The organism is Chryseobacterium sp. RLHN22, assembly GCF_051011795.1.
GTDB lineage: Bacteria > Bacteroidota > Bacteroidia > Flavobacteriales > Weeksellaceae > Chryseobacterium > Chryseobacterium zhengzhouense.
The window spans coordinates 1-24954 of record NZ_JBPCHW010000033.1 but is presented as its reverse complement, the minus strand read 5'-3'; the positions used below and the strand labels follow the sequence as shown (position 1 = coordinate 24954).

Sequence of the window (24954 nt, the reverse complement as noted above, 5' to 3'; positions counted from 1 at the left end):
ATTTCTTTTACAATCTGAAGTTTCAAACTTAAACTGTAATCTTTCTGTGTACGCTTTACATAAAGCGATTCTAATGGTTCTTTCATAACGATTCTTTTTTGTGTATCGTTATTTCAGGTCTAGACAAACATTAATTTTAAAAGCATCGGAAGCAATTGTTGCATCTTTTTTTATTTCCTCACTTAGCGGATCCTGCCCTAATCCATAATTTTGGAGCTCGGGCCTGGCTTCTCTTTCTTCTATCAGTAAAGCTAATTTCCTTATTGAATTGTTGATGTATAATTCGCTCAAAGAAATTGTATTAGGAAAGTGTTTGAAAAGTTTGTTGTAAAGCTTTGTAAGTAACAGTGAATGTCCTCCCAATTGAAAAAAATCGTCTTCCATACTCGTGATTTTGCGTTCCAGCACTTCGCTCCATATTTCTCTGATGATTTTTTCATAATCATTTAATGGCTCTTCCTGAATTTCGGTAGTTTCACTGATTAGATTTTCTGCCATTTGGTTGAGCGATTCCAGATCTATTTTACCATTTGATTTTACAGGTATTGTTGCTACCATAAAAATTTCATTGGGAATCATATAGGAAGGAAGTTTCCTATTTAGTTCACTTTTAATATGAGCAATAGGAGCATCGCCGGAAACAAAAGCTCTTAACGATGTTACAACCCCCAAAGTTTTATGAATATGAACTGTCGCATTTTTTATCCCTTTAATTTTACAAAGCGTATTTTCGATTTCGGCCAATTCAATACGGTAGCCTCTTATTTTCACCTGATAATCGGATCTTCCAACATATTCCAGCATTCCGTCGGACAATATTTTCACCTGATCTCCGGTTTTATACATTCGGCTGTAGAAGCCGGTTTCATTACTGGCGAAAGGATTTTTAATAAATTTTTCTGCAGTAAGTTGCGGTTTATTCAGATAACCTCTTGAAAGCTGGATTCCTGAAATATAAAGCTCACCAATAACCCCATCGGGAACCTGACGAAGGTATTGGTCTAAAACGTATAGCTTCATATTTTTAATGGCTGTTCCTATAGTATTATCAGGATGTAGATCATCAAAAATAAATGTATTGACCGCAACTGTAGATTCTGTCGGACCGTACATATTAAGAAGTTTTGCGCGTTTTTTCCAATACTGGCTAACTTGTGGTGGGCAGGTCTCTGCACCGGTTCCAATTACTTTTAATAAAGGTAAATCTTCATTTTGGGGAATTGTAGCAAGTACAGAAGGTGACATAAAAGGAATTGCAGAAATCGAATGTTGAGCAATAAATTCGGAGAGATGGTCTCCCAATAATTTATTATTTGGATAAAGATGAATGGTGGCACCTTTCGTCAACGGGATCCACATATCAATGACTGAACCGTCGAAATTATAGGGAGAAAACTGCAAGGTCCTATCTTGTTCACTGAGTTCAAGTAAATTTCCGTATTCAGTGATGAAATTTCCTAGGGATTGATGTTCAATAAGCACTCCTTTTGGCTGTCCCGTGGTTCCGGAAGTATGGATAACATAAGCAAGATCGGTAGGAGCATGTGTGTCTCTGTAACTTTTCTGAATATGCTCTAAAGGAGCATTCATCAGATTTTCAATGAAAAGAACAGGTTGTTCCATTTCACTTTTTAAATCGAATTTTGCTGTTGTAATTAAAAATTTTGGTTTTGTATCCTCAAGGATCGTTTTAATCCGGTCAATGGGGTAGGCCGTATCCAAAGGAACGTAAGCGGCGCCGGACTTTATAATCCCTAAAAGCGTTGCAACCCGCTCTATAGACTGTTCCTGATAACAGGCAACAAAATCTCCACTTTTAACTCCGGCAGCAATTAATTGACTGGCAATATGACTTGATTTTTTATTTAAATCCTGATAAGAAATTCCCAGCCCGGAAAGGATCAATGCGGTTTTGTCTGGTGTTTTTTCAACCTGTTGTTCAAATAATGCTACTAAAGTTTTTGGCGCTTCGTTGGTTGCAAATTCATCAATTTTTCTCTTTTCTAAAACAGAATAAATATCAATATCCCCAATTTTTTGACCAGGATTAAAAGCGATTGATGTTAAAATGAACAAATAAGCTTTTGCCATTTCCGTAATGGTTTTTTCTTTAAATAAAACATCAGAATAATCAATATTTACTTTTAATTTTTTGCCAATCGGAAGCACTTCAAATTGTAAATCAAATTTTGTTTTTTGATTAAAAATCCATTCAACATTATGATTTTCTATTGGAGTAGCAAGCTTAAATTTTTCATTAGGATCTTGTAAGACAAAAACATTTTGAAATAAAGGATTGTGCCCGGCAAACCTGTCTTTAATCACATTACTGATAATCGTTTCCAACGGAATTTCCTGGTGTTGAAAAACTTGCGGAATCATATTTTTTATTTGGTGTAAAAAATCTGAAAAGACAGGATTTCCATCAATTTTCATACGGATCGGAAGCATATTGGTAAAATACCCGATGGCCTTGTCAAAACGGTGAGGCCGGTTAGCAAACGGGCTTCCTACACAAATATCCTGTTGACCACTGTAATATTGCATTAGCAAACCAAAAGCGGATAATAAAGTGATGTACAATGTGGCAGAGTGCTGTTCTGAAATTTTCTGTAATGTTGCGGTTAATCTTTCATCAATTTCAAATTGATATTGTTTACCAGAATCCGGATGCGGATATTCTTTTTTGAAGTCGTGGGCAATCTGAAGCACGGAAACATCTTCCAAATATTCTTTCCAGAAATTGATTCCGTTTTCTTTATCCTGTTTAGATTGATAAGTAACGTAATTTTTATATTCTGTCAACGCTCTTTTATCTTCCTGGTTATTTGAGATTTGATAATATAAAGTGTTGATTTCCTGAACAATTAAAGGCATTGACCATCCATCTGTAACAATGTGATGTACTATCAAAAACAATGAAGCCGGCCTGTCATTTTTATGAATAATATAAGCCCGGAGCATATAATCTCTTTGCAAATCGAACGGAATTTTTATGAGTTCCTGAACTTTTTCAGCATCATATAAATTTTCTAAAATCCAGTTATTTTCACTGATTGCAGACTGGAAAGCCTGATTTTCTTTTTCTGTTATAATTGTTCTTAGAATGCTGTGTTTTCTTAATAATGCTTTAAAGGCCTTTTCTAAAATAGGTAAAGAAATAGCTTCATTGACTGGGTATAGCGCCCCCACGTTATAGGCTACGCTGCCATATAGTTTGTCCAGAAACCATAAGCTCTGTTGCTGAAAAGATAATTGAACGGGATGATGATCAGGTATTGATGGCCCGGTTTCATTTTCTTCTATTTTTTCTAAATCAGTAACGAATTCCTCTAATTTAAGGATGGTAGGGTATAAAAAAAGATCAGCGATTTGTAAAGGAAGATGTAATTCCTGTCTGATCAAAGAGATAAGTTTATAAGCCAGAATTGAATTTCCCCCAAACTGAAAGAAATTATCATCAACTCCAACTGATTTTATATTTAAAATTGTGCTCCAGGCATTGGCTAATTGCTTTTGTAACTCAGTCTGAGGTGGAACAAAAAAAAGTCTTTTTTCTTCAGTGATTTCCAGGGTGTTTAAGAATGATTTGTCAATTTTTCCATTTGCAGTTAATGGAAACTCCTGAATTTCCAAAAATTTTGAAGGAACCATATAAAAAGGTAATCGTTCAAACAAATAAGCTCTTATAGCTTCCGGAAAAGTGTTTTTATCTTTGTTATTTTTATAAAAACAAATTAACTGTTTATCATTTTGCGCTTGTTTTACAATGATAACGCAGTTTTCCACAAGATTTGACTGTTTAATATTTTCTTCAATTTCTGCAGGCTCTACCCGAAAACCTCTGATTTTCACTTGCTGATCCGCTCTTCCAACAAATTCAATGGTATGATCTTCCAGTTGTCTTACAAGATCGCCTGTTTTATATACTCTTGTTGTTTTTCCCTCAGGTGTTGTGAACGGTAAAAATCGTTCAGCTGTAAGATCCGGACGATTATAATATCCTCTTGAAACCTGGATTCCTCCAATGTAAAGTTCTCCAACCTCATTATTAGGCAAAATATTCATCTCCTGATCTAGAACATAGAAATCTACGTTACGTAAGGGTTGCCCAATTGTGCCGATAGGATGGGTTTCATCAAATTTAAATCCGCTTACTACCACGGTAGTTTCAGTAGGGCCATAGATATTAATTAGCTCTACTTTTGTCTTCCAATATTCAATCACTTTAACTATCGGAGCTTCTCCACCGGTACATATTTTTCGTAAGCTTCCGATTGGTTTGTCAGTCGGTAAAGTGGCCAAAATTGAGACCGGCAAATAAGGGAGAACAGTGATATTGTTTTGACAGATGTAACTAAGCAGCGCATCACCTACTATTCTGTTGTCCGGATAAAGATAGACTGTCATCCCTAATGAAAGAGGAACCCAAAGATCTAATACAATTCCATCAAAATTTGATGATGAAATATTAAGTGCGGTATCTTCTTTTTCTGTATTCAAAAATTCCCCGAAATATTGTATGAAATTGCCCAATCCTTTATGTTCTGCCATTACCGCTTTCGGAGCTCCTGTACTTCCAGAGGTATAGGCTAAATAGGCTAAGCCGTTTTTGACTTCGGAGTCAGGATTTTCTTTAGGCATTTGAAGAATGTCTTCTTTTTTTTCATCAATGAAAGTAATTTCACCTTTATAAAAATGAAATTTTTCGGCAAATTTTTTCTTAGTGATTAGCATAGGGCTGTTGGTATCTTCTAAAATATGCTGCAAGCGATTATCAGGATACAACGGATCAAGCGACACATATGCTGCACCCGATTTCCAGATAGACAACATAACGATAACTTTTTCTATAGATTGATCTAAACAAAAACAAAGAGGAACCTCCGTAAATATTCCTTTTTGGTTTATGTAGTTTGATAATTGGTTTGAAGTAATTTCAAGTTGTTTAAAAGAAATTCTTTCACTTTCGCAAATAAGTGCTGTTTTTGTAGCATTCAGCATAACCGCATTATCCAATAAAGACAATACAGTTGTTTCCTGTGTTGAGATTTTGTTCATTTGGCTAGTTTATATTTAATTTTATTTGAAAATATAAAAATATGTCAAATAAATACTTAAATTCACATTCTATTTAATTTTTAATATTAATAAATATGTTGTATGGAAAACTTGCCCAAAAAACCAGAGTTATCTTTCAAAATGTATGAATTAATAAGTGGCTATTGGGTGGCTGCTTGTATTCGCTCAGTTGCGCAGTTAGATATTGCAGATAAGCTCCTGAACGGGGCTAAAACCTTGTCAGCATTAGCAAAAGAAACTGATTCAGATGAAAAGTCGCTATATCGCTTATTAAGAGCCGTAACCAGCGTTGGAATATTTGAAGAAAGGGAAGATGGAGCGTTTGAATTAAATGATTTTGGCTCGACTTTATTAACAGATGTCCCGGGATCAGTAAAACCCTGGGCTTTGGCCAATCTTGGAGAGCATTATCCTGCTTTTGGGGAGTTAACTTATGGTGTAAAAACAGGAAAAGTACCTTTTGAATATGCTCATGGGATGCCTGTTTGGGATTATTATAAGCAAAACCCGGAGGCTGGGGTTAATCTTGCAAAAGCTATGGCAGGTATGTCGGGTGCTGTTTTAAAAACAATTATTGATACCTATGATTTCTCCCCATACAAAACGTTGGTAGATATAGGCGGCGGAAACGGAGCTATGATGTTTGCTGTTTTAAGTGCAACACCTGGAAGTACCGGAATTGTTTTTGATGAACCTTATGTAATAGAACAAACAGCACAGCATATACCCGAGGATCTGAAAGGAAGATGTACTGTATTTGGTGGAAGCTTTTTTGAAGAGGTTCCTGCCGGTGCAGATCTTTATATGACAAAATGGGTTATCCACGATTGGAATGATGATGAGTCGATTAAGATTTTAAAAAACATACAAAAAGCGATGCCTGTAGGAGGTAAATTACTAATTATTGATTCTGTTATTCCGGATAACTCACAGAATACTCCACACGCCGGAAAATTATTAGACATCAATATTATGGCGATGACAACAGGAAAAGAACGTACATTGAGTGAATTTAAATTCCTTCTGGAAAGTGCCGGGTTAACTTTTAAAAATTTGATTCAGACAGCTACGGAAATTTCCAGTATTATTGAGTGTGAAAAATTATAAATGATTAGGGTTACAAGTATTCATTAGCTCAAAATGTATCGTGAATATGTCGGTTAAAAGGTTACCAGATTACAGTTCACCAGATAGTTTCACGTAAATGTTTAAAAAAGAGGTCAATATTTCACCATCGGAATTTATTCGTAAATTAAAAAATGAAACCCAAAAAGGAAGTTGACCGCTTTTTTATCAGATAAGCAAACTGCATTTTTCAACAAATCACAGAAACTTGCTGTCTGTATTTCGAATGAATGACCAGTGGCCAGTTATTGGTCGGGTTTTCCAGAGATTTCAGTGACCTATTTTGATATTTTCACGATAGGTCACTTTTAATATCCCTTTTTTGATTTTCTTTGATACTAACGCAAAACAAAAAACGCTGTAAGCATTGATGTTTACAGCGTTTTAGCTTGTTTTGGTTTCTAACCTGGCGGAGAGTGAGGGATTCGAACCCCCGGACCTGTTACAGTCAACAGTTTTCAAGACTGCCGCAATCGACCACTCTGCCAACTCTCCTTACTTGCTACGATCTCTCGTTTTCAGTGGTGCAAATATAAAGTGTTTTTTCGTTATGACAAAGGAAAAAATGATAATTATTTTAAATTTCATTTTATTGATCAAAGAATGAGGATATTAGACTTTTAAATTTCTTCTATAGCTTCGTCATATACTATTGGATCGGCGATTTCCTGATAACGTTTCCATTCAGCTTCAAGATTTTTATCAGGGCAACAATATATTTGAATGTACAAAATCGAGAATATAAAATTTTAGATGTCTAACATCATTTAAAATTCTTAAATTTAGTAAAGAAATCTGATGTTTTAGATAACAGTTAATCTGGTACATTTAAGTATATTGGTGCCTTTTTTGACCTTCTTTCAAAGATTGGCTTTCATTAAGAATTCTAAACCTCAATGATCGAGCCGTAAAACTGATTTATCTTTACCAATGTTTATCAATCATATAGGTCATCTGCGTCATAATCGTTGCTCCTAATAATAATTCGCGACGGTTGACTTTTTCAAAAGTATCTTCTTCGGTGTGATGAATATCAAAATACCTCTGCGAATCCGGTACCAATTCTGCCGTAGGAATTCCCATATCTTTTAAAGGATAAATATCAGTTCCTGAGTATCTTCCTTCGAAATCATAAGCTCCATAGGGTAAGAATAAAGACGATCAGCTTTTGATTTGTTTGATCTTATTTTCATCCATTTCCAGAGCAATTCCTCTTGGTGAAAATCCTCCCGCATCAGATTCTAAAGCAAAAAGATGTTTTTCGTTATTCTCTTTTACCGTTTTCCCATATTGTTGACCGCCTTTTACACCATTTTCTTCATTAGCGAAGCAGACAACTCTTATGGTGTGATTATTTTTTAAGCCTAAATTTTTAAAAGTTCTCAGCACTTCGATGCTTTGTACAATTCCTGCTCCGTCATCGTGTGCCCCTTCGCCGACATCCCAGGAATCTAAATGCCCACCGACAAGAATAATGCTTTTATCTTTGTGACCCGTGATTTCTCCAATAACAGAGTGGGAGAGTTTCTCACCCTTCATTCCGCAATTGGAATTAAGTTTAGCAGTAACTTTTTGTGATTTTAAAAGGGTTTCCAACTCGTCTGCAATCGTATTTCCGATCGCAACGGCAGGAATTTTTTCAATATCTTTATCATAACGCATCGCTCCTGTATGCGGAACATCATCAAAAGCAGAGGACAAAGATCTAACGATTGCAAATTTTCCTCCTTTTTTTGCAGTTAATGACGCAGCAGTAGAACGATAAACGGCGGCATCGCTGTAAGCATGAAAGGTCTGTACGTACGATTGGCTGAAAGGGTAATTGAAGAAAACAATCTTATCTTTTACCTGATCAGAACTGAGTTTATCGTATTCGGCTAAAGATTTTACCATGATGATTTCTCCTGAAATGTCTTTGCCTTTTGTACCTTCTGAATTTCCCAGAGAAAGCATTTTCAGAGAAATCCATTTACCGTTTCCGGCTTTTATTTTTAGAGATTCTTTACCTCTTTCCCAAACAGGAATCATCACTTCCTGAAGCCAGACTTTATCGGCTCCGGCTTCTTTTAATTTTTGTTCTGCCCATTTTACCGATTTTTCATACGCTTCAGAACCGCTCAATCGATGACCTATGTTTTTAGTTAAATCTCTTAACTCGGTGTATGATTTTCCTTTATTTAAAATTTCTGCAGAAATTCTGCTAAATTGAATGGAATCCTCCTTCGTCTGCCCGAAAATAGGTAAGCTTAAAAATAAGACCGCGGTTGAGATGATGTTTTTCATGATTTTTTTTGCTTCATTAAAATTTTAATTCCATATCAAGTTGTCTTCCTTCTTGCTGTGCTTTTTTATCCATAGAACTTCCTACACCGGCGCCAATTGCCAGACCAATAGGAAGGCCAATCGCCATGAGACCGATATTTCCGATACTTAAACCCAACAACAAACCTAGAGGAAGCCCGAAAGCAGACATTCCTAAGGCGATCCAAAGATTTCTGTAGTAATTTTTAGGAACTATTTTATGATCGGTTTCCAGTTTTTTAATGATCGTATTCTGTTTATCTTTAAGAAATTTTCTCAGTTGAGAATCTTTCAGTATGCTGGAGCTCGCAGCATCAATTTGCTGATTAATAAACAGCACAGTTTCTGATGGTAAATTTTTATCATGAAGTTTCACAATAATTTCCTGTATTTGGTTATACAGATTATTTACTTTTTCGTTATTTATCTGCTCTGGGTTTAAATTTAATTGTGTGATTTCCATTATATATTTTATGATCTAATATTTTGAAACTACCAATTCTTATCAATCATAAAAACAAGCTGCGTCATAGCAACCGCTCCGAGAAGTAATTCTCTTTTGTTGACTTTATCGAAAGTATCTTTTTCGGAGTGATGATAGTCAAAATATCTTTGGGTGTCGACAACCATTTCCGCCAAAGGAATATCTAATTTTTTCAAGGGGGCAATATCCTGAATAGCATAAGTCTGGTCAAAATCATAGACACCGTAAGGTAGAAAATAATTTTTCCATTCAAAAATTAGTTTTCTTCTCTGCGGCGACATATCCAGCGAAAAACCTCTTGGCGAATATCCACCGGAATCGGTTCCTAAAGCAAAAATATGCTTTTCTTCTTTCTTTTTCACCTGTACAGCATAGGTTTCCCTGCCCATTCCTCCATTTTCACTATTGGCATATAAAACTACTCTGATCGTATGGTTATTGTCGTATCCTAAAGCTTTAAACGTTCTTAAAACTTCCATACATTGCACAACTCCGGTTCCGTCATCGTGCGCCCCTTCAGCAAAATCCCAGGAATCGAGCTGCGCACCAAGTACAATCACTTTTGAATCTTTTTTACCCGGAATTTCACCAATAATATTATGATTAATGGTTTCTCCTTTTGATTCGGCAGACATATTAATTTTAGCCTTTACAGAACTTTTCTTTAGTAATTTTTCAAGCTCGTCGGCAGAACGTACTCCAATTGTCATAGCTGGAATTCTTGTTTTGTCTTCAGGTTCGTAATACACCTGTTTTGCATGCGGAATATCGTCTGAAGCAGTAGTTAATGATCTTATAATTAATGCTTTTGCTCCTTTCTGACCGATGACCGAAGCCGATATAAGCTTAGATTTTGCAGCAATCATATAAGAATCTACGGTGCTGATGATTGTTGGATCAATAGGGTAGTTGACAAAAATTATTTTATCTTTTACATCGGCCGTTCTCAGATTTACAAGTTCCTTTACATCGTTTATCAAAAGAATATCAGCAATTAAATCCTTTCCTTTTGTACCTTCGGAATTACCGAAAGAAAGCATTTTTATGGATTTCCAGTCTCCGTTTGAAGTTTTGATCTGAAGAGATTCTTTTCCTCTGACCCAGATAGGCACTTTTACTTCCTGTTTCCAGATGTTTTCTGCTCCAGCATCTTTTAATTTTTTTTCGGCCCATTCGGTTGCTTTTGCATACCCCGGCGTTGCACTGAATCGCGAACCGATTCCTTTGGTTAGTTCGCCCAGATTATCGTATGCAGTTCCGTGAAGAAAAATTTCGTCAGATATTTTCTTAAACTCTTCATGGTAGTTAAATTTAGGAGTAGGTTTTGGTTTTCTGACCAAACCTTTTTTCTGAGAAAATAAAAATCCACTCAAAAAGAGTGGAAGTATGATGAGTAAGATTTTTTTCATTTTTACTGACCGTTTTCTTTTCGGAGCATAAAAATAAAGAAAAAATAGGTAATTATTGTTTCATATCATACATTAATAATGCAGTAACCAGTTTAGGCTCAATGAAAGTGCATTTTGGAGGCATACTTAGTTTTAAATCAGATATTTTGATCATATCATTAAAGCTTATCGGGTAAATTCCGAAACCTACTTTACCTTCTTCATTGTCTATTTTTTCTTTTAATAAATTAATTCCCTCAATATTGGAAGTTCCTTTGATGTAGGAAATTTCATCAGAGCTGTCTGAATCTTCAATATTCAGAATATCTTTAATGATATATTTGTCTAAAAGATGATGGTCTAAATTATCTAAAGACATTTCCTGAGAACGAAGATCGTGCTTTACGTGAAGCGAGTAGAATTTGCCATCAAGATACATCGAAATATGGAATTTCTGAGAAGGGTAGTATGGTGTTTCTCCTTTTTCGTGGATCAGGAAATACTTTTCAATTCTTTTCAGGAACTCTTCTGTTGAAAGATCTCCGATGCTGCTCACAATTCTGTTGTAATCGTGAATTTTTATAGATTGGTTGGAAACAATAAAACTGTAAACGAAATTGTATGCCTCTGTTCCGTTATGTCTTTTGTTTTTATCTTTCAATCGTTTTGCGTGCAATGCAGTAGAACCTATTCTGTGGTGACCGTCTGCGATATAAAACGAGTCGATCTGATCAATCACTTCCTTGAACTGTTGCAATTTCAGACGGTTGTCGATTCTCCAGATTTTGTGTCTGATTCCGATTGTATCAACATGATTGAAAATAGGGACATTTTTCTCCTCATGATTCATCAGCAATTCAATTTTTGAATTGGACTGATAGGTAAGTAAAACGGGTTCTGCCTGTAGATTTACCTTATCAAGATAATGCGCCAGTTTCTCTTTTCTCTCAGGAATCGTACTTTCGTGCCTTTTGATTTTACCTGCCCAGAAATCTTCAATGCTTGCAAGACCTAAAAGCCCCCTGAAAACCTGTTTATTCGGATAAATTTGCTCGTAAAGATAATATGCCGAACTGTCCTGAACCAAAATATTTTCTTCAAGAAGCTCCTCAAATGTTGAACGGATTTTCCTCAGATTCCTGTCTACATCTTTAGATTTGCTTACAACATAAGGTTTAATCATATTGATGTAAGTTTTTTCTTTTTGCGCTTTTTCGGCAATTTCAGCTTGTGTGAAATTATCTAAAGGATGTGTCGGAAATGTAGCCTCATAGTCTTTATGAGGTCTTATTCCACGGAAAGGTTTAAAAACAGGCATATATAATTTATAGTTTCTTTTTGATTTCAATAATTTGTTGGGCAAGCTCCACACCGATTTTTTCTTGTGCATCTACGGTGTTCCCTCCTAAATGCGGTGTAAGAGACAGGCTCGGATTCATCAATAATATAAGCTCAGGTCTTGGCTCATTTTCAAAAACATCAAGGGCAGCTCCTGCCACTTTTCCCGATTTTATAAAATCCAATAATGTCACTTCATTAATGACGCCACCTCTTGCAGTATTTACGATATAAACACCGTCTTTCATTTTTTCAAATTGCGGAGTATCTATAATATACTCTTTAGTTTGCGGGGTGTTAATACTGATAAATTCAAGATCTTTCAGAAATTCATCGGTATTGTTGGTAGAAGTGATTTCAAAGTTGACCTTTTGTCCGTCGAAAAATTCTAAACTCAATGTTTCTGTTCTTGGTTTTCTTGTCAGAACTTTTACTTTCATTCCTAAAGATATTCCCATTTTCACCACTTCCTGACCAATACTTCCAAAACCGATCACTCCCAATGTCTTTTCTGAGAGTTCGTACGCTTTGCTAAACGATTTTTTCATTGCATCGAAATGAGTTTCTCCTTCCAATGGCATTAATCTGTTCGATTCATGTAAAAATCTGGCTAAAGAAAAGAAATGAGCAAAAACCAATTCTGCCACAGACTTTGATGAAGCAGTTGGGGTATTGATAATATAAATTCCTTTATCAATAGCATATTCTACATCAATATTATCCATTCCGATACCACCTCTTCCGATGATTTTAAGATTCGGACAAGCATCAATCAGATCCTTTCTAACCTTTGTTGCACTTCGAACCAGAAGAACATCAACGTTGTTTTCATTGATGAAATCTGCAACGTGATCCTGGGCAACTCTGTTATCGAGCACTTCTATTCCGGCATCTTTTAAAACAATTTCTCCGGCTTTGGAAATTCCGTCGTTAGCTAAAACCCTCATGAATTTTTTATTTAATTTAAAGCGAACTATTATTAAAAAAACAGTTGCGCAAATTAAGAAATTTTAAGATAATGAAAAATAAATCTTAAATACTTTATAAACTAAGATCTGTTTATTGTAAAGATTTCATTACATCGACCAAAACCTGTACACTTTCAATCGGCAAAGCGTTGTACAGACTTGCTCTGTAACCGCCTAAACTTCTGTGTCCGTTTAATCCGCTGATTCCCGCAGCTTTCCATGCAGAATCAAACGCTTCTTTTTTACTTTCATCCAGAAGTTTGAAAGAAACATTCATCAGAGAACGGTCTTCTTTTACACAGAAAGTTTCGAATAATGGATTAGAATCGATTTCATCGTATAATAATTTAGCTTTTGCTTCATTTCTTGCTTCAGCTGCTGCAATTCCTCCGTTTTTCTCTAAGTACTGTAAAGTCAATAAAGATGCATACACAGGGAAAACAGGTGGAGTATTATACATCGATTCTTTGGAAATATGTTGGTTGTAATCTAAAATAGAGAACATATTTTCTCTGTCGGTTTTACCTAAAATTTCTTTTTTTACAACCACTAAAGTCACTCCTGCAGGTCCCATATTCTTTTGAGCTCCCGCATAGATTAAATCAAATTTTGAAAAATCAAGCTGTCTAGAGAAAATATCAGAACTCATATCACACACCATTAACGTTTCCACTTCTGGGAAAGATTTCATCTGAGTTCCGTAGATCGTATTGTTTGAGGTACAATGGAAATAATCATATTCTGCACCTACTTTGTAATCTTTTGGAATGAAAGAATAGTTTTCTTCTTTTGAAGAACCTACAATATCTACACTTCCTACTTTTTTAGCTTCTTTTATTGCTCCTGCAGCCCAGGTTCCTGTATCAAGATAAGCAGCTTTCCCGCCAACTTTCATCAGATTGTAAGGAACCATTGCAAATTGTAGACTTGCGCCGCCTCCCAAATAAAGCACTTCATAATCATCACCAAGATTCATTAATCTTTTTACAATAGCACGCGCTTCATCCATCACCGCAACAAACTCTTTGCTTCTATGGGAAATTTCAAGAATTGATAACCCCATTCCGTTAAAATCTAAAATGGCTGCTGCAGATTTTTCGAATACTTCCTGCGGTAAAATACAAGGTCCTGCGCTGAAATTGTGCTTTTTAATCATAACTTTATTATTGTTTTTTGCAAATTTTATTCAAGATAGAAAAAATATGCGATTTCATTAGTATTTAAAATAGATTTATATCAATTAAAATAAAAAACCGCCTCATAATCTATGAGACGGTAGTTGTTATTCTCCGTGTAAGAATGCTTTTTTGTTTAGCAGTGCTTCTTCAGATTCTACATGGTCTTCATCCGGAACACAGCAGTCTACAGGGCAAACTGCAGCACATTGCGGCTCCTCATGAAACCCTTTACACTCTGTACATTTATCTGTTACAATAAAATAAACGTCATCACTTACAGGCTCTTGCGGCGCATTTGCATCTACAGTAAGACCTGAAGGCAAGGTTACAGTTCCTGAAAGTTCTGTACCGTCGGATGCTTTCCAGTCTACCGCTCCTTCATAAATTGCATTGTTCGGACATTCAGGTTCGCAAGCCCCGCAGTTAATGCATTCATCAGTTATTTTAATAGCCATCGCTAATTTTTTTTAAATTTGCACAAAATTACAAAATATTCCCCAATTTTAAAGTAATTATGAATATTGAAAAAGCAGTTTTAGGACTAAATGAACTAAGTGGTTATATAAAAGATTTTTTAGCAAAAAATCCTGACAATTATAACGAAATTGATGTAGAATTTGAGCAGGTGTTGAAAAGATCTGAAATTGAAAATCCTTGGTTTACAATTGACAATCAGAAATTTGCTTTAAAACAATGGGCTGAATTATTGACTGTTGACAATTTAAATAGCTGGCTGAAAGAATATTCACCATCAAAAACATCAAAAAAAGTAGGGTTAATTCTTGCAGGAAACATTCCATTGGTGGGCTTTCATGACGTTATTTCAGTCATTTTAAGCAATCATATTCCTTTAATTAAATTATCTTCTAAAGACCGATTAATGATTCCTTTTTTGCTAAAAAAATGGAAAGAGTTTTCTGACGGAGAAATTAATTACGAATTTGTTGAAAGACTGGAAAACTTTGACGCGGTAATTGCTACAGGAAGCAACAACACGGCAAGATATTTAGAATATTATTTCAAAAATCATTTGAGTATCATCAGAAAAAACAGAACTTCAGTTGCGGTTTTAAAAGGTGATGAAACTGAGGAGGATTTGAAATTATTGGCGAATGATATTTTCCTTTATTTTGGTTTGGGATGCAGAAATGTTACCCGAGTTTTCATCCCGGAAGATTTTGTAATTGACAGGTTGTTTGAGAGTTTCTTAGATTTTAAAGAAATCATCAATCATAATAAATATGCCAATAATTATGACTATAACAGAGCGGTTTATCTTTTGAATCAGGATAAATTCTGGGATAATAATTTTGTGATGCTGAAAGAAGATGACAAGTTGTTCAGTCCGCTTTCTGTGATTAACTTCAGCAGATATTCTTCATTGAATGAAGTGAAAAATTTTATTGCTGAAAATGAGGAAAATATTCAGTGTATTGTTGCAAAAAACGAATTGGGTCTCGAATCTATTCCTTTCGGAGAGGCACAGAATCCTTCATTAAATACTTATGCAGACAATGTTGATACGATGAAGTTTTTAGAGGTTATTTAATTTTTTTAGCTTACATTAGTTTCACCAAAATTTCAAATTTATTCTATTATGAAAAAGCTATTTACGGTTTTGAGTCTATTTGCAGTATCATTTGCAATGGCACAGAATGTTGCTAAAGTAGAAATACAAAATCCTCCGATGGATATTGCTACTCCTATTGCAAAAGATAAAATTGAACTTTATAATCAGTCGTTTTCGAAATTTGTTGCCGCTCTGAAAGCATCAGACAAAAATGCGGTTTCAGGTCTGATTTCAGAAAAAGTAAAGAATTTAGTTAATGAAAAAATGATCCAGACGCTTTCCGGAGGAATCAGTTTTGAAAGAAAAACAGAGGTTTACCAGTCTGGATACCAGAAATTACTTGATAATCAAACGTATCCAGCCATTCAATATAAATATGAAGATGATAAACAAAATCCGCCGAGAGATCTTATTACGGTCATTTTTGAAAATGACGGTAAGATTCTTGGAGTAAAACCTGATTACAGCAAATAATTGATTCCGAAAAAAATAAGTAGTTCGTAATTTCGTTTGTTGTTTATCAAAAACAATTAAAATTGCATGAGAAAAATATTTTTAATTCTTTCTGTTTTATCGGTTCAACTTTTTTTATCACAAAAAAAGACAGATGCGAAAGTTGAAAACATGAAGAATAAAATCGAGAACACGAACGATGCTCTAAGTTTAAGCAAAAAAGAAAAGGATCTTTATCATGAAAAGTTTTTGAAATTCATTGCAGCTCTCAAGGCTTCAGATCGTGCTGCGATGGATGCTTTATTGTCTGACAAGGCAAAAAAAAATGGTCACAGAAGCTGTATACAAAAAGTTGTCAACAGACATTAATACCAATAAAACGTTTGATATTGTAAAAACGGGTTACAAACCTCTGATTGACGGGAACCAGCGTTCCTATGATTCAGTACAAATATTCTGATGACAAGGCCGCAGAACCTAAGGAAATTATCACGGCGGTTTTTGAAACTGACGGAAAAATATTAGGAATTAAACCTTACAAGATTAAGAAATAAAATTATTTGAAAATAAAATAACTATGATGACAGATGTTTTGGTTTCACATTCTTCGGATGTAGAAAAGGCTGAATTTTATAAGAAAACGTATTTGCATGTAGCTTTTGCTATTCTTGCATTTATTGGTGTTGAAACCGTTTTACTGAACGTTGTACCACCGGAATTAATCGGCTTGATGTTTGCGCAAAAATATACTTGGCTATTGGTGATCGGTGTATTTTGGCTGGCTTCTTTTCTGGCTACAAAATGGTCTTTATCTCAAAGTAAATCGACCCAGTATTTCGGGTTGGCTTTTTATGTTTTATTGGAAGCAGTAATTTTTCTTCCATTAATTTATATGGCTGTTGCAAGTGCAGGAACTGCTGTAATTTTGCAGGCTGCAACCCTAACAATCGCTATGTTTGCAGGAATTTCTGCAGTAGCATTTACTTCTAAAAGAGATTTTTCATTCCTCAGAAATATTATTGTAATCGGAGGTTTTATTGCTTTGGGATTGATCGTAGGTGGAGCAATCTTCGGCTTCAATCTTGGACTCTGGTTTTCGGTGGGAATGGTAATTCTTGCTTCTGCAACTATTTTATATCAGACAAGTAAGCTTAAAGATGGTTACACGACAAATCAGTATGTTGGAGCTTCTTTACAGCTGTTTGCTTCAATTATGTTATTGTTCTGGTATATTTTAAGAATTTTAATGAGCAGAAGAAGCTAATTTAAAAGTTATAAAATATGAGTTTTGAATTATGAAAATCTTTCAAAACTTTATAAACTCAAAAAATCCTGATGTCTTTTCATCGGGATTTTATTTTTGGTTTTTCTAAACACAAATGGCACTAATTTTATCACAAATGACACAATTTTAATAAGAATATTTGTACAGATTCGTGAAAAATATTAGTGGAATTAGTGTTTAAAATTATTTGTCAATCGATCCTAAAACCTTTTGCGCAAATGAGTTTAAGGCATCTTTTTCACTCATTCCGTTCTGTACATTGGCATGAACTTCCAAAGCTCCGCAGATATTGGTAATTAATTCTCCGGCAACGTTCATATCTTCTTCTGTAGTTCCTCTGAACTCGGTGAAGCTCTCTAAAACTTCTAGCGTTTTTTCAAGATTTTCAGGAGTCTGATTTTGATAAAACTGTCTGATTATGGGTAATTTCATAATTACAATTCGTTAAATAAGTTAATTAAACTTTCTGCCTGATTAGACTGAACCTGGTTCACCAATTCTCCGTTTTTGAAGATTGCAAAAGTAGGTAAGTTATCAACTTTAGCCAATTTTCTACTTTCCGGTAATTTTTCTGCATCTACATAAAGGAAAGGAATGCTGTCGTTTTCAGACGCCAGTTTTTTGAATTTCGGCTTCATGATTCTGCAGTTTCCGCACCATGTAGCGCCGTACTGCACAACCACTTTTTCATTGTCGCTTACAATATTTTGTAGCGTATCTTCTGTTAATTCTGTATACATAATTTTAATTTGAAAATTTGGAAATTGATTAATTTGAAAATGCTTAGAGTATGTTTAAATTTATAGTCTCTCTATTTTAAAGATTTAGCAGATTAAAAACATTAAAAATAGATCTGCTGAATCAGCAAAATCAGCGAGAATTATATCAAAAACTGATTGAGAAAAACTAAAAGTTAATCATATAGAATTTAAAATAATAAAACTTAAACCTGCTCTTAGAAACAGAAAATGAGATAATCCTTAAAGTAATCATGTGATTAATTTTCAAATTATCTCATTTTCAAATTAACACATTGTATTAGTTCTTAGCCAAATACTCAGCAGTAGAAGTTCTGTCAGCTTTCATAGCTTCTTTACCTTCCTCCCAGTTTGCAGGGCAAACTTCACCGTGCTTCTGAACGTGAGTGTAAGCGTCGATTAATCTTAAATATTCTTTTACGTTTCTACCAAGAGGCATATCGTTTACAGACTCATGGAAGATTTTTCCAGTTTCGTCGATAAGGTAAGTTGCTCTGTAAGTTACGTTAGAACCAGTGAAAACTTCTTCACCATCTTCATTGTATTCGAAATCCTGATCTACAATTCCTAAAATGTTTGCCAATTGTCTATGAGTATCAGCTAAAAGTGGATAGGTTACCCCTTCAATACCTCCGTTATCTTTTGATACGTTTAACCAAGCGAAGTGTACTTCGTTGGTGTCACAAGAAGCTCCGATTACTTTCGTGTTTCTTTTTTCGAACTCACCTAAAGCTTCCTGGAAAGCGTGAAGTTCGGTCGGACAAACAAAAGTGAAATCTTTCGGGTACCAGAACAAGATAACTTTTTGTTGATTGTTTACTGCTTCTTCAAAGATGTTGATTCTTAAATCATCACCCATTTCAGACATTGCATCTACTGTTACATTTGGGAATTTTTTTCCTACTAAAGACATAATTTTCTAATTTTTTGATTTAATTTTTACAGTGCAAATATACATAGATTCATCTATCGAAAAAATAGTTCCTAATAAATAAAATCTATAATTGTTTTTAATCTAAATAACTGAAAAAAGCCCTGAAACCAGAGCTTTTTAATTATAATCTATTATAAATGAGATTTTTTAGCTTACAGTTTCCAAAAGATGCTTGATTCTTCTCATCGCTTCTTTCAATTCTTCTTCAGAGGCTGCATAAGAAAATCTTATACATTCCGGACTGCCGAAAGAAACGCCTCCAACACAGCCCACATGAGCATTTTCTAAAATAAACATAGCGAAATCATCAGCATCTTTTATTTCGGTTCCGTTTAAAGTTTTTCCTATATAATAAGAAATATCAGGGAAGAAGTAGAATGCAGCTTTAGGCAAAAGAACTTTAAATCCTGGAATTTCTTTAATAAGATCATACATCAAATCTCTTCTCTCCTTAAAAGCGTCGATCATGTATTTATATTCTGAAGGATCAGTTTTTAAAGCAACAATCGAAGCTCTTTGAGCAACCGTATTTGCGCCGCTCGTCATTTGTCCCTGAACTTTTTCACAAGCTTTTGCCAGCCATTCCGGACAAGCCGAATAACCGATTCTCCAGCCTGTCATTGCGAAAGCTTTAGACATCCCGTTAATTACAGCAGTTTGCTCATAAACCTCGGGGAACTGTGCAATAGAAGCAGTCTTTGTTTCGTAGTTGATGTACTCGTAGATTTCATCTGAAATTACCGTTACATGAGGATATTTAGCAATTACTTTTGCTAAAGATTTTAGTTCATCGTATGTATAATATCCACCTGAAGGATTACAAGGTGAGCTGAAAAGAATGGCTTTAGTTTTCTCGTTAATTGCCTCTTCAAGCTGTTCTGCTGTGATTTTAAAATCGGTAACATAAGAAGTAGGAAGCATAACAGAATTTCCGCCCATCATTTTTACCATTTCATCATAGCTTACCCAGTAAGGTGTAGGAAGAATTACTTCATCTCCATCATTAACAATCGCTGCTAAAACATTAATGATTGCCTGTTTCGCTCCATTTGAAACACAAATTTGCGTTGGTTTATAATCTAATTGATTATCTCTTTTTAACTTTTCAGAAATAGCCTGACGAAGTTCCAAAAAACCCGGAACAGGAGAGTAGTGGCTGTAATTTTCGTTAATTGCGTCGAACGCAGCCTGTTTTATATTATCCGGAACGTCGAAATCGGGTTCGCCCAATGTTAAGCTGATTACGTCTATTCCATTGGCTTTCATTTCCCTTGCTTTGTTAGACATGACGAAAGTCTGAGAGTAGCCTAATCTTTTTACTCTGTCTGAAAGTTTATCCATATACTGTTTTGTCTTTTTAACAAATATATATAAAAACTTAATTTGAATAAAATGTGAATAAAACTTATTTTTGCCGTTTACAATTACTTTTATGTCGATATCAACTATCCTAAAATATTTCCCGGACCTTACAGAAAAACAGATAGAGCAATTTACAAAGCTTGAAAGTCTTTATGGAGAATGGAACGAAAAAATAAACGTTATTTCCAGAAAAGACATGGAATCCCTTTATGAGAAGCATATTCTTCATTCTTTAGGGATAGCAAAAGTAATGGAATTTGCTCCGAAAACCAAGGTTCTGGATATCGGAACAGGTGGTGGCTTTCCTGGAATTCCATTGGCCATTTTATTTCCTGAAACTGAATTTACTTTAATTGATTCTATCGGAAAAAAAATTACAGTAGTGACTGCAGTTGCAGAAGGAGTTGGCTTAACGAATGTGACTCCGATTCATGGCAGAGCAGAAAAAGTAAAAGAAAAATTTCACTTTGTCGTAAGTCGTGCCGTTACCCAGATGCCCGAATTTTTAAGATGGCTCAAAGGAAAATTTGAAAAAGAACAGTTCAACCCAAAGCATAACGGAGTTCTTTATTTGAAAGGAGGCGATTTGGCAGAAGAATTGGCAGGATTAAAATGCGAGCTTTTTAATCTTAAAAATTATTTTGATGAAGAGTTTTTTGATACCAAAAAGGTAGTTTATTTATCTAAAGGCAATTTTAATTCGTAATTTGACGTTAATAAAGAATAATTTTTGTTAATTTTAATTAGAATTTAATTCAAATCCCACCTCATGAAATCTCTTCTAAAAATAAGTTTTATTGTTTTAGGTTTAAGTGTTTTTCTTACTTCATGCAAGGATGATGACGATTATCAGACAATCGAATCGATAGATAAAGTAAAAATTGACAGCGTAAAAATAGTGAATGACACCATGGATGTGTTCTCTGTGCAGAGTATAAGAACATATTCTACGTATTCATCAGGGTGTAAAGGCTTTTACGGATATGATTACATTCATTTGTCAGATATTGAAAGAGATGTTACTGCGTATCAGTTTACAACCAACGGTCCTTGTACACAGGCAACCTACACAGGAGCTAACCAAATCAATTTCAGACCGCAGAAAGCAGGAAAGTATACTTTCAGATTCTGGAGCGGGGATAATAACTGGATCACAAAAACAATTGTAGTGGAATAATGAAGTTTTTTTCAATCGTTTTCTTATTGATTTATAGCGGATTATCAGCTCAAAAGATTTACTGGAGCGAAGACCGAAAACTGGTTTGGGCTAATTTTAAAAGCAAACGTAATAATTTAGGCGGTTCTACAGTTGTAGCCTATACCCATTGCGGCTGGGAATACTCTGCCATTACTTCGAGTGACCCGAAAGTTACCGTAAAAATGACGATTGAAACCGTTTTTAATGAAGAAAAATCCTGGAAAGACGATAAAAGAATTAATGATTATGTGCTTCTTCACGAACAGAAACATTTCGATATTGCTGAAATCCATGCCAGGAAATTGAGAAAAGAAGTTTCAGAAAAAATAAAAACTACTGCAGATTATAATAAGTTGTTTAAAGGAATTTATGCTAAAATTTCTTCTGAATATAAAAACTTTCAGGCTGCTTATGATCGTATCACAGAACACGGCATGAATAAAGAAAAACAGGCTGAATATAATGCTTTGATCAGCGAGGAACTCGAAAAATTAAAAAACTACCAGAAAACTTGAAATTTCTAAACAAAATCATTGATGAGCTTTTTGTTCAGAATAATGATTTATCGCAATTTAATATTGTTCTTCCCGGAAAAAGACCAATTGTTTTTATACGTCAGATTCTGGAAGAGCATAATTATTCGGGATTTCTTCCTACTTTTTATACCATTGAGGAACTGATTGTCAATATTGTTGATAAACAAACCATTCAGGGGATTTCTTTATGGCTTTTTGCGTTTGAAGTTTATAAAAGTTTAAATCTTGTTCCCAATGATGATTTTTCTGATTTTTTAAAATGGTTTCCCACGCTTCAGAAAGACTGGGACGATATTCTGAAATTTTCAGATTCTGATACAGCGGTTTTGCATTATATGTTTGATGAAGAACGTATTAAAGAATGGGCACAGGATTTAGGTGACGATAATGATGTTCCCCGAAAAAAGTTTCTTAATTTCTGGAGGAACATGAATGTTTTTCTTCCGGTTTTGAAGGATAGGTTAAAGGAAAAAAACTGGGCAACTCCCGGAATGATTCACGAATCTGCTAAAACCAAAATCGAAGAATTTGCAAAAAAAAGTAAAGAGAATTTTGTTTTCTGTGGCTTTAATGCCTTTACTCCGGTAGAAGAAAAGCTGGTTAGAAATCTTTTGCAATGGGACAAAGCACAATGTTTCTTTCATGCAGACAAATATTATTTTGATGATGAAAGACAGGAAGCCGGAAAATTCCTCAGAAATCATAAAATGTGGAAAGAATTCAATGACAGCAGAGCTTTCAATTGGATTGAAAATGATTTTAATCAGCCTAAAAATATAAAGGTATACGAAGTTTCTGGAAACGTTACACAAACCAAAATTCTTCCTGAATTATTTTCAGCTATTGACAATAAAACATTCACCAATACAGCTGTCGTTTTGCTTGACGAGAATCTTCTTCCTGCAAGTCTGGATGTGATGCACGATGTTGAAAACCTCAATATTACAATGGGTTTTCCGCTAAAAAACCTTTCATTTTCAAATGCGGTAAAACAACTGTTTTATCTACAGAAGCAATTAGAGAAAAATAAAAGTTCTTACTATTACCGGGATGTTTTTCCTATTCTTGAAGAACTGCCGAAATCCGATGAAGACGATGTAATTATTAACGAATTTAAATCTAAAATCGAAGAAAGGAACATCGTTTATATTTCTCAAAAACTGCTAAGAGAATTGCTTGGAAATCTTTCTTATTTTAATTTGCTTCAGAAAACCGAGTCTGCTTATAGATTTTTGGATGATTTGATTGAATTTTGCCGTCAAATAAAATGGCTCGAACTTGATGATATTCAATACGAGAACGTTTCTCATTTCGAGAATGCATTCAGAATTATCAAAAATCAGATTACACCTTACGGTTTTGAAATCAAAATGGAAACACTTGAGATTCTGATTAATCAGCACATCAATTCTGAAAGTATAGATTTTCAGGGAGAACCTTTGAAAGGACTTCAGGTCATGGGATTACTGGAAACACGTCTTTTAAATTTTGAAAATGTAATTCTTCTGTCAGTCAACGAAGGCAAGTTACCTTTGGGAAACTCACAAAACACCTATATTCCTTTTGATATCAGAAGGCATTTTGATTTGCATACCTTTCTTGAAAATGACAGTATTTATGCCTATCATTTTTACCGCTTGATTCAGGATGCGAAGAATGTGCATTTGCTTTTTAATGCTTTAAGTTCAGGTGTAAATACGGGAGAAAAGAGCAGGTTTATCACTCAGATTGAAATGGAAAGTTCTCACAAAATTGAACATATTATTGTTGAAAATTCTTCCGAACCGATTTTAAGTCAGCCCATCGAAATTTTTAAAACTGAAATTGTTCAGCAACAGCTTTTAAAATGGAAAGAAAAAGTTTCTGCCTCTCATTTGACGAGCTATCTCTACAATCCGGTTGATTTTTATCTTTCTAAAATTCTGAATACTTCCGAAGCTGATGAAATTGAAGAAGAATTATCAATTAGAAATTACGGAAATTTAGTGCATTATACTCTTCAAGAAGTTTATGAAGTACTAAAGGGTAAAATTTTAAAAATAAGTGATTTACAGAATTCAATTAAACGAATAGATGAATTTATTGAAATTGCCATTGAGAAACTCAAACATCAGCCTGAGTTTTACAATAAAGGGATGAATTACATCCATAAAGCAATTGCCAAAAAGGTGATTGAGAATATCCTGAATCACGATCTGGAATTGATTAAAGCAGGAAATTCTTTAGAAATTATTGATATTGAAAGACGTTTTGAAGGTATCGATTTTTATCTCAATGAAGAAAAATCTGATAAGGTTTCTTTCTTTGGTTTCATCGACCGGATTGATAAGCTTAACGGCACCATCCGAATTATTGATTATAAAACGGCTAAAACAAAAAACTTAACTGTCAAGATTGATGAACTCAATAAAGCTGATTACTTTCAAAACAGCGACAGAAAACAGGCAATGCAGCTTTGTCTGTATCAGTATGTTATTCAAAGTCTTCCCGAATTTTGGGGTTATCCCGTAGAAACCGGTATCTGGAGTTTTGCGGATGCAAAAAAAGGAGTAGTATTGCTTGAATTCGCTCAGGGACAGCTTGAAGATGCGATGGTTTCTATTCAGAATTTAATTCTTGAAATTTTAAATCCTGAAATAAGCTTTATCGAGAATGTGAAAACTTACAATACTAATTAACGTGAGTTCGGGATAATAATAAATAAATTTATGATAAAAAAAGCAGAAAAATTAGTATATTTAAGGTATTGAAATTCAAATATTTAACTAAAATTTCTGCTATGATTTCTGATGATAAAATTACAACTATTTATTACATTGTTGATGAATTTTTTAAAGAATTTGATAACGTTCTCAAAGATTATGCTCTGAAAGATCCAAAAATTAAGATCCGATACCGAAAATCTGCCATGTCTCAAAGTGAAGTAATGACTATTATGATCCTGTTTCATTACGGTGCATTCAAAAACCTCAAGCACTTTTACCAGGGTTACGT

The 24954-nt window shown here is 34.5% G+C and carries 22 protein-coding genes, 1 tRNA gene and 1 pseudogene; 10 read left to right on the top strand and 14 right to left on the bottom strand.

Features of this window, described 5'->3' with window-relative positions:
• Positions 1-108: 108 nt before the first annotated feature.
• Positions 109-5061: an amino acid adenylation domain-containing protein gene (locus ACR1PN_RS19405; protein WP_433981377.1), complete on the bottom strand. Its 4953-nt coding sequence runs from the start codon at positions 5059-5061 to the stop codon at positions 109-111.
• Between the two features lie 102 nt (positions 5062-5163).
• Here ACR1PN_RS19405 and ACR1PN_RS19400 point away from each other — a divergent pair, with 102 nt between their 5' ends.
• A complete protein-coding gene (locus tag ACR1PN_RS19400; protein WP_433981376.1) occupies positions 5164-6189 on the top strand; it encodes a methyltransferase in 1026 nt (341 codons plus the stop codon).
• Positions 6190-6614: 425 nt separating this feature from the next.
• Here the strand turns inward: ACR1PN_RS19400 and ACR1PN_RS19395 are convergent.
• The 9 genes from ACR1PN_RS19395 to ACR1PN_RS19355 all read right to left on the bottom strand — a co-directional run bounded on the left by ACR1PN_RS19395 (position 6615) and on the right by ACR1PN_RS19355 (position 14319).
• Positions 6615-6702 (bottom strand) — tRNA-Ser (locus ACR1PN_RS19395).
• Positions 6703-7131: 429 nt separating this feature from the next.
• Entirely contained in the window at positions 7132-7290 is a 159-nt protein-coding gene (locus ACR1PN_RS19390) for a hypothetical protein (RefSeq protein WP_433981375.1), read from the bottom strand.
• 78 nt (positions 7291-7368) lie between these two features.
• Positions 7369-8490 carry a M20/M25/M40 family metallo-hydrolase gene (locus tag ACR1PN_RS19385; protein WP_433981374.1) on the bottom strand — a complete coding sequence of 374 codons (1122 nt, stop codon included), beginning with the start codon at positions 8488-8490 and terminating at the stop codon, positions 7369-7371.
• A gap of 16 nt (positions 8491-8506) precedes the next feature.
• Positions 8507-8971, bottom strand: coding sequence for a hypothetical protein (locus ACR1PN_RS19380; RefSeq protein WP_433981373.1), 465 nt, complete (start codon positions 8969-8971; stop codon positions 8507-8509).
• A gap of 29 nt (positions 8972-9000) precedes the next feature.
• Positions 9001-10401, bottom strand: coding sequence for a M28 family peptidase (locus ACR1PN_RS19375; protein ID WP_433981372.1), 1401 nt, complete (start codon positions 10399-10401; stop codon positions 9001-9003).
• Positions 10402-10453: 52 nt separating this feature from the next.
• On the bottom strand, positions 10454-11698 hold the full coding sequence (locus ACR1PN_RS19370) for a DUF1015 domain-containing protein (RefSeq protein ID WP_433981371.1): 1245 nt from the start codon (positions 11696-11698) through the stop codon (positions 10454-10456).
• A gap of 7 nt (positions 11699-11705) precedes the next feature.
• A complete protein-coding gene (locus ACR1PN_RS19365; protein WP_433981370.1) occupies positions 11706-12665 on the bottom strand; it encodes a D-2-hydroxyacid dehydrogenase in 960 nt (319 codons plus the stop codon).
• A 112-nt stretch (positions 12666-12777) separates the two neighbouring features.
• Positions 12778-13842 carry a 3-phosphoserine/phosphohydroxythreonine transaminase gene (gene serC / locus ACR1PN_RS19360; protein ID WP_378172034.1) on the bottom strand — a complete coding sequence of 355 codons (1065 nt, stop codon included), beginning with the start codon at positions 13840-13842 and terminating at the stop codon, positions 12778-12780.
• Between the two features lie 126 nt (positions 13843-13968).
• Complete coding sequence (locus ACR1PN_RS19355) at positions 13969-14319, bottom strand: 4Fe-4S binding protein (protein ID WP_378172030.1); 351 nt, start codon at positions 14317-14319, stop codon at positions 13969-13971.
• Positions 14320-14378: 59 nt separating this feature from the next.
• On the opposite strand from ACR1PN_RS19355, the gene ACR1PN_RS19350 reads away from it, so the two are divergent.
• The 4 genes from ACR1PN_RS19350 (at position 14379) to ACR1PN_RS19335 (ending at position 17151) form a co-directional block, all read left to right on the top strand.
• Complete coding sequence (locus tag ACR1PN_RS19350; protein ID WP_433981369.1) at positions 14379-15413, top strand: acyl-CoA reductase; 1035 nt, start codon at positions 14379-14381, stop codon at positions 15411-15413.
• Between the two features lie 48 nt (positions 15414-15461).
• On the top strand, positions 15462-15908 hold the full coding sequence (locus tag ACR1PN_RS19345) for a peptidylprolyl isomerase (protein ID WP_433981368.1): 447 nt from the start codon (positions 15462-15464) through the stop codon (positions 15906-15908).
• A gap of 66 nt (positions 15909-15974) precedes the next feature.
• Entirely contained in the window at positions 15975-16256 is a 282-nt protein-coding gene (locus tag ACR1PN_RS19340; RefSeq protein ID WP_433981367.1) for a hypothetical protein, read from the top strand.
• Positions 16257-16464: 208 nt separating this feature from the next.
• A complete protein-coding gene (locus tag ACR1PN_RS19335; protein ID WP_433981366.1) occupies positions 16465-17151 on the top strand; it encodes a Bax inhibitor-1/YccA family protein in 687 nt (228 codons plus the stop codon).
• 204 nt (positions 17152-17355) lie between these two features.
• Here the strand turns inward: ACR1PN_RS19335 and ACR1PN_RS19330 are convergent, their stop codons facing one another.
• The 4 genes from ACR1PN_RS19330 to ACR1PN_RS19315 all read right to left on the bottom strand — a co-directional run bounded on the left by ACR1PN_RS19330 (position 17356) and on the right by ACR1PN_RS19315 (position 20205).
• Complete coding sequence (locus tag ACR1PN_RS19330; RefSeq protein WP_055978832.1) at positions 17356-17604, bottom strand: DUF6952 family protein; 249 nt, start codon at positions 17602-17604, stop codon at positions 17356-17358.
• A gap of 2 nt (positions 17605-17606) precedes the next feature.
• Complete coding sequence (locus ACR1PN_RS19325) at positions 17607-17912, bottom strand: thioredoxin family protein (RefSeq protein ID WP_047402181.1); 306 nt, start codon at positions 17910-17912, stop codon at positions 17607-17609.
• Positions 17913-18210: 298 nt separating this feature from the next.
• Positions 18211-18843: a peroxiredoxin gene (locus ACR1PN_RS19320; RefSeq protein ID WP_433981365.1), complete on the bottom strand. Its 633-nt coding sequence runs from the start codon at positions 18841-18843 to the stop codon at positions 18211-18213.
• Between the two features lie 168 nt (positions 18844-19011).
• On the bottom strand, positions 19012-20205 hold the full coding sequence (locus tag ACR1PN_RS19315) for a pyridoxal phosphate-dependent aminotransferase (protein WP_433981364.1): 1194 nt from the start codon (positions 20203-20205) through the stop codon (positions 19012-19014).
• A gap of 91 nt (positions 20206-20296) precedes the next feature.
• Here ACR1PN_RS19315 and rsmG point away from each other — a divergent pair, with 91 nt between their 5' ends.
• From rsmG to ACR1PN_RS19290, 5 genes and pseudogenes are all read left to right on the top strand, one after another.
• Complete coding sequence (gene rsmG / locus ACR1PN_RS19310) at positions 20297-20932, top strand: 16S rRNA (guanine(527)-N(7))-methyltransferase RsmG (protein WP_378172004.1); 636 nt, start codon at positions 20297-20299, stop codon at positions 20930-20932.
• 63 nt (positions 20933-20995) lie between these two features.
• Positions 20996-21403: a hypothetical protein gene (locus ACR1PN_RS19305; protein ID WP_433981363.1), complete on the top strand. Its 408-nt coding sequence runs from the start codon at positions 20996-20998 to the stop codon at positions 21401-21403.
• Positions 21403-21939, top strand: coding sequence for a DUF922 domain-containing protein (locus ACR1PN_RS19300; protein ID WP_433981362.1), 537 nt, complete (start codon positions 21403-21405; stop codon positions 21937-21939). Before ACR1PN_RS19305 ends, ACR1PN_RS19300 begins: the two co-directional genes overlap by 1 nt.
• On the top strand, positions 21936-24638 hold the full coding sequence (locus ACR1PN_RS19295; protein ID WP_433981361.1) for a PD-(D/E)XK nuclease family protein: 2703 nt from the start codon (positions 21936-21938) through the stop codon (positions 24636-24638). Before ACR1PN_RS19300 ends, ACR1PN_RS19295 begins: the two co-directional genes overlap by 4 nt.
• A gap of 101 nt (positions 24639-24739) precedes the next feature.
• A pseudogene (locus ACR1PN_RS19290) lies at positions 24740-24954 on the top strand (IS982 family transposase); the annotation flags it as partial.

What these genes read in the sequence shown, in the direction of transcription:
- ACR1PN_RS19405 (WP_433981377.1), bottom strand. Translation starts at nt 5,061, where the DNA reads ATGAACAAAATCTCAACACAGGAAACAACTGTATTGTCTTTATTGGAT.
- ACR1PN_RS19400 (WP_433981376.1), top strand. Translation starts at nt 5,164, where the DNA reads ATGGAAAACTTGCCCAAAAAACCAGAGTTATCTTTCAAAATGTATGAA.
- ACR1PN_RS19390 (WP_433981375.1), bottom strand. Translation starts at nt 7,290, where the DNA reads ATGGGAATTCCTACGGCAGAATTGGTACCGGATTCGCAGAGGTATTTT.
- ACR1PN_RS19385 (WP_433981374.1), bottom strand. Translation starts at nt 8,490, where the DNA reads ATGAAAAACATCATCTCAACCGCGGTCTTATTTTTAAGCTTACCTATT.
- ACR1PN_RS19380 (WP_433981373.1), bottom strand. Translation starts at nt 8,971, where the DNA reads ATGGAAATCACACAATTAAATTTAAACCCAGAGCAGATAAATAACGAA.
- ACR1PN_RS19375 (WP_433981372.1), bottom strand. Translation starts at nt 10,401, where the DNA reads ATGAAAAAAATCTTACTCATCATACTTCCACTCTTTTTGAGTGGATTT.
- ACR1PN_RS19370 (WP_433981371.1), bottom strand. Translation starts at nt 11,698, where the DNA reads ATGCCTGTTTTTAAACCTTTCCGTGGAATAAGACCTCATAAAGACTAT.
- ACR1PN_RS19365 (WP_433981370.1), bottom strand. Translation starts at nt 12,665, where the DNA reads ATGAGGGTTTTAGCTAACGACGGAATTTCCAAAGCCGGAGAAATTGTT.
- serC (WP_378172034.1), bottom strand. Translation starts at nt 13,842, where the DNA reads ATGATTAAAAAGCACAATTTCAGCGCAGGACCTTGTATTTTACCGCAG.
- ACR1PN_RS19355 (WP_378172030.1), bottom strand. Translation starts at nt 14,319, where the DNA reads ATGGCTATTAAAATAACTGATGAATGCATTAACTGCGGGGCTTGCGAA.
- ACR1PN_RS19350 (WP_433981369.1), top strand. Translation starts at nt 14,379, where the DNA reads ATGAATATTGAAAAAGCAGTTTTAGGACTAAATGAACTAAGTGGTTAT.
- ACR1PN_RS19345 (WP_433981368.1), top strand. Translation starts at nt 15,462, where the DNA reads ATGAAAAAGCTATTTACGGTTTTGAGTCTATTTGCAGTATCATTTGCA.
- ACR1PN_RS19340 (WP_433981367.1), top strand. Translation starts at nt 15,975, where the DNA reads ATGAGAAAAATATTTTTAATTCTTTCTGTTTTATCGGTTCAACTTTTT.
- ACR1PN_RS19335 (WP_433981366.1), top strand. Translation starts at nt 16,465, where the DNA reads ATGATGACAGATGTTTTGGTTTCACATTCTTCGGATGTAGAAAAGGCT.
- ACR1PN_RS19330 (WP_055978832.1), bottom strand. Translation starts at nt 17,604, where the DNA reads ATGAAATTACCCATAATCAGACAGTTTTATCAAAATCAGACTCCTGAA.
- ACR1PN_RS19325 (WP_047402181.1), bottom strand. Translation starts at nt 17,912, where the DNA reads ATGTATACAGAATTAACAGAAGATACGCTACAAAATATTGTAAGCGAC.
- ACR1PN_RS19320 (WP_433981365.1), bottom strand. Translation starts at nt 18,843, where the DNA reads ATGTCTTTAGTAGGAAAAAAATTCCCAAATGTAACAGTAGATGCAATG.
- ACR1PN_RS19315 (WP_433981364.1), bottom strand. Translation starts at nt 20,205, where the DNA reads ATGGATAAACTTTCAGACAGAGTAAAAAGATTAGGCTACTCTCAGACT.
- rsmG (WP_378172004.1), top strand. Translation starts at nt 20,297, where the DNA reads ATGTCGATATCAACTATCCTAAAATATTTCCCGGACCTTACAGAAAAA.
- ACR1PN_RS19305 (WP_433981363.1), top strand. Translation starts at nt 20,996, where the DNA reads ATGAAATCTCTTCTAAAAATAAGTTTTATTGTTTTAGGTTTAAGTGTT.
- ACR1PN_RS19300 (WP_433981362.1), top strand. Translation starts at nt 21,403, where the DNA reads ATGAAGTTTTTTTCAATCGTTTTCTTATTGATTTATAGCGGATTATCA.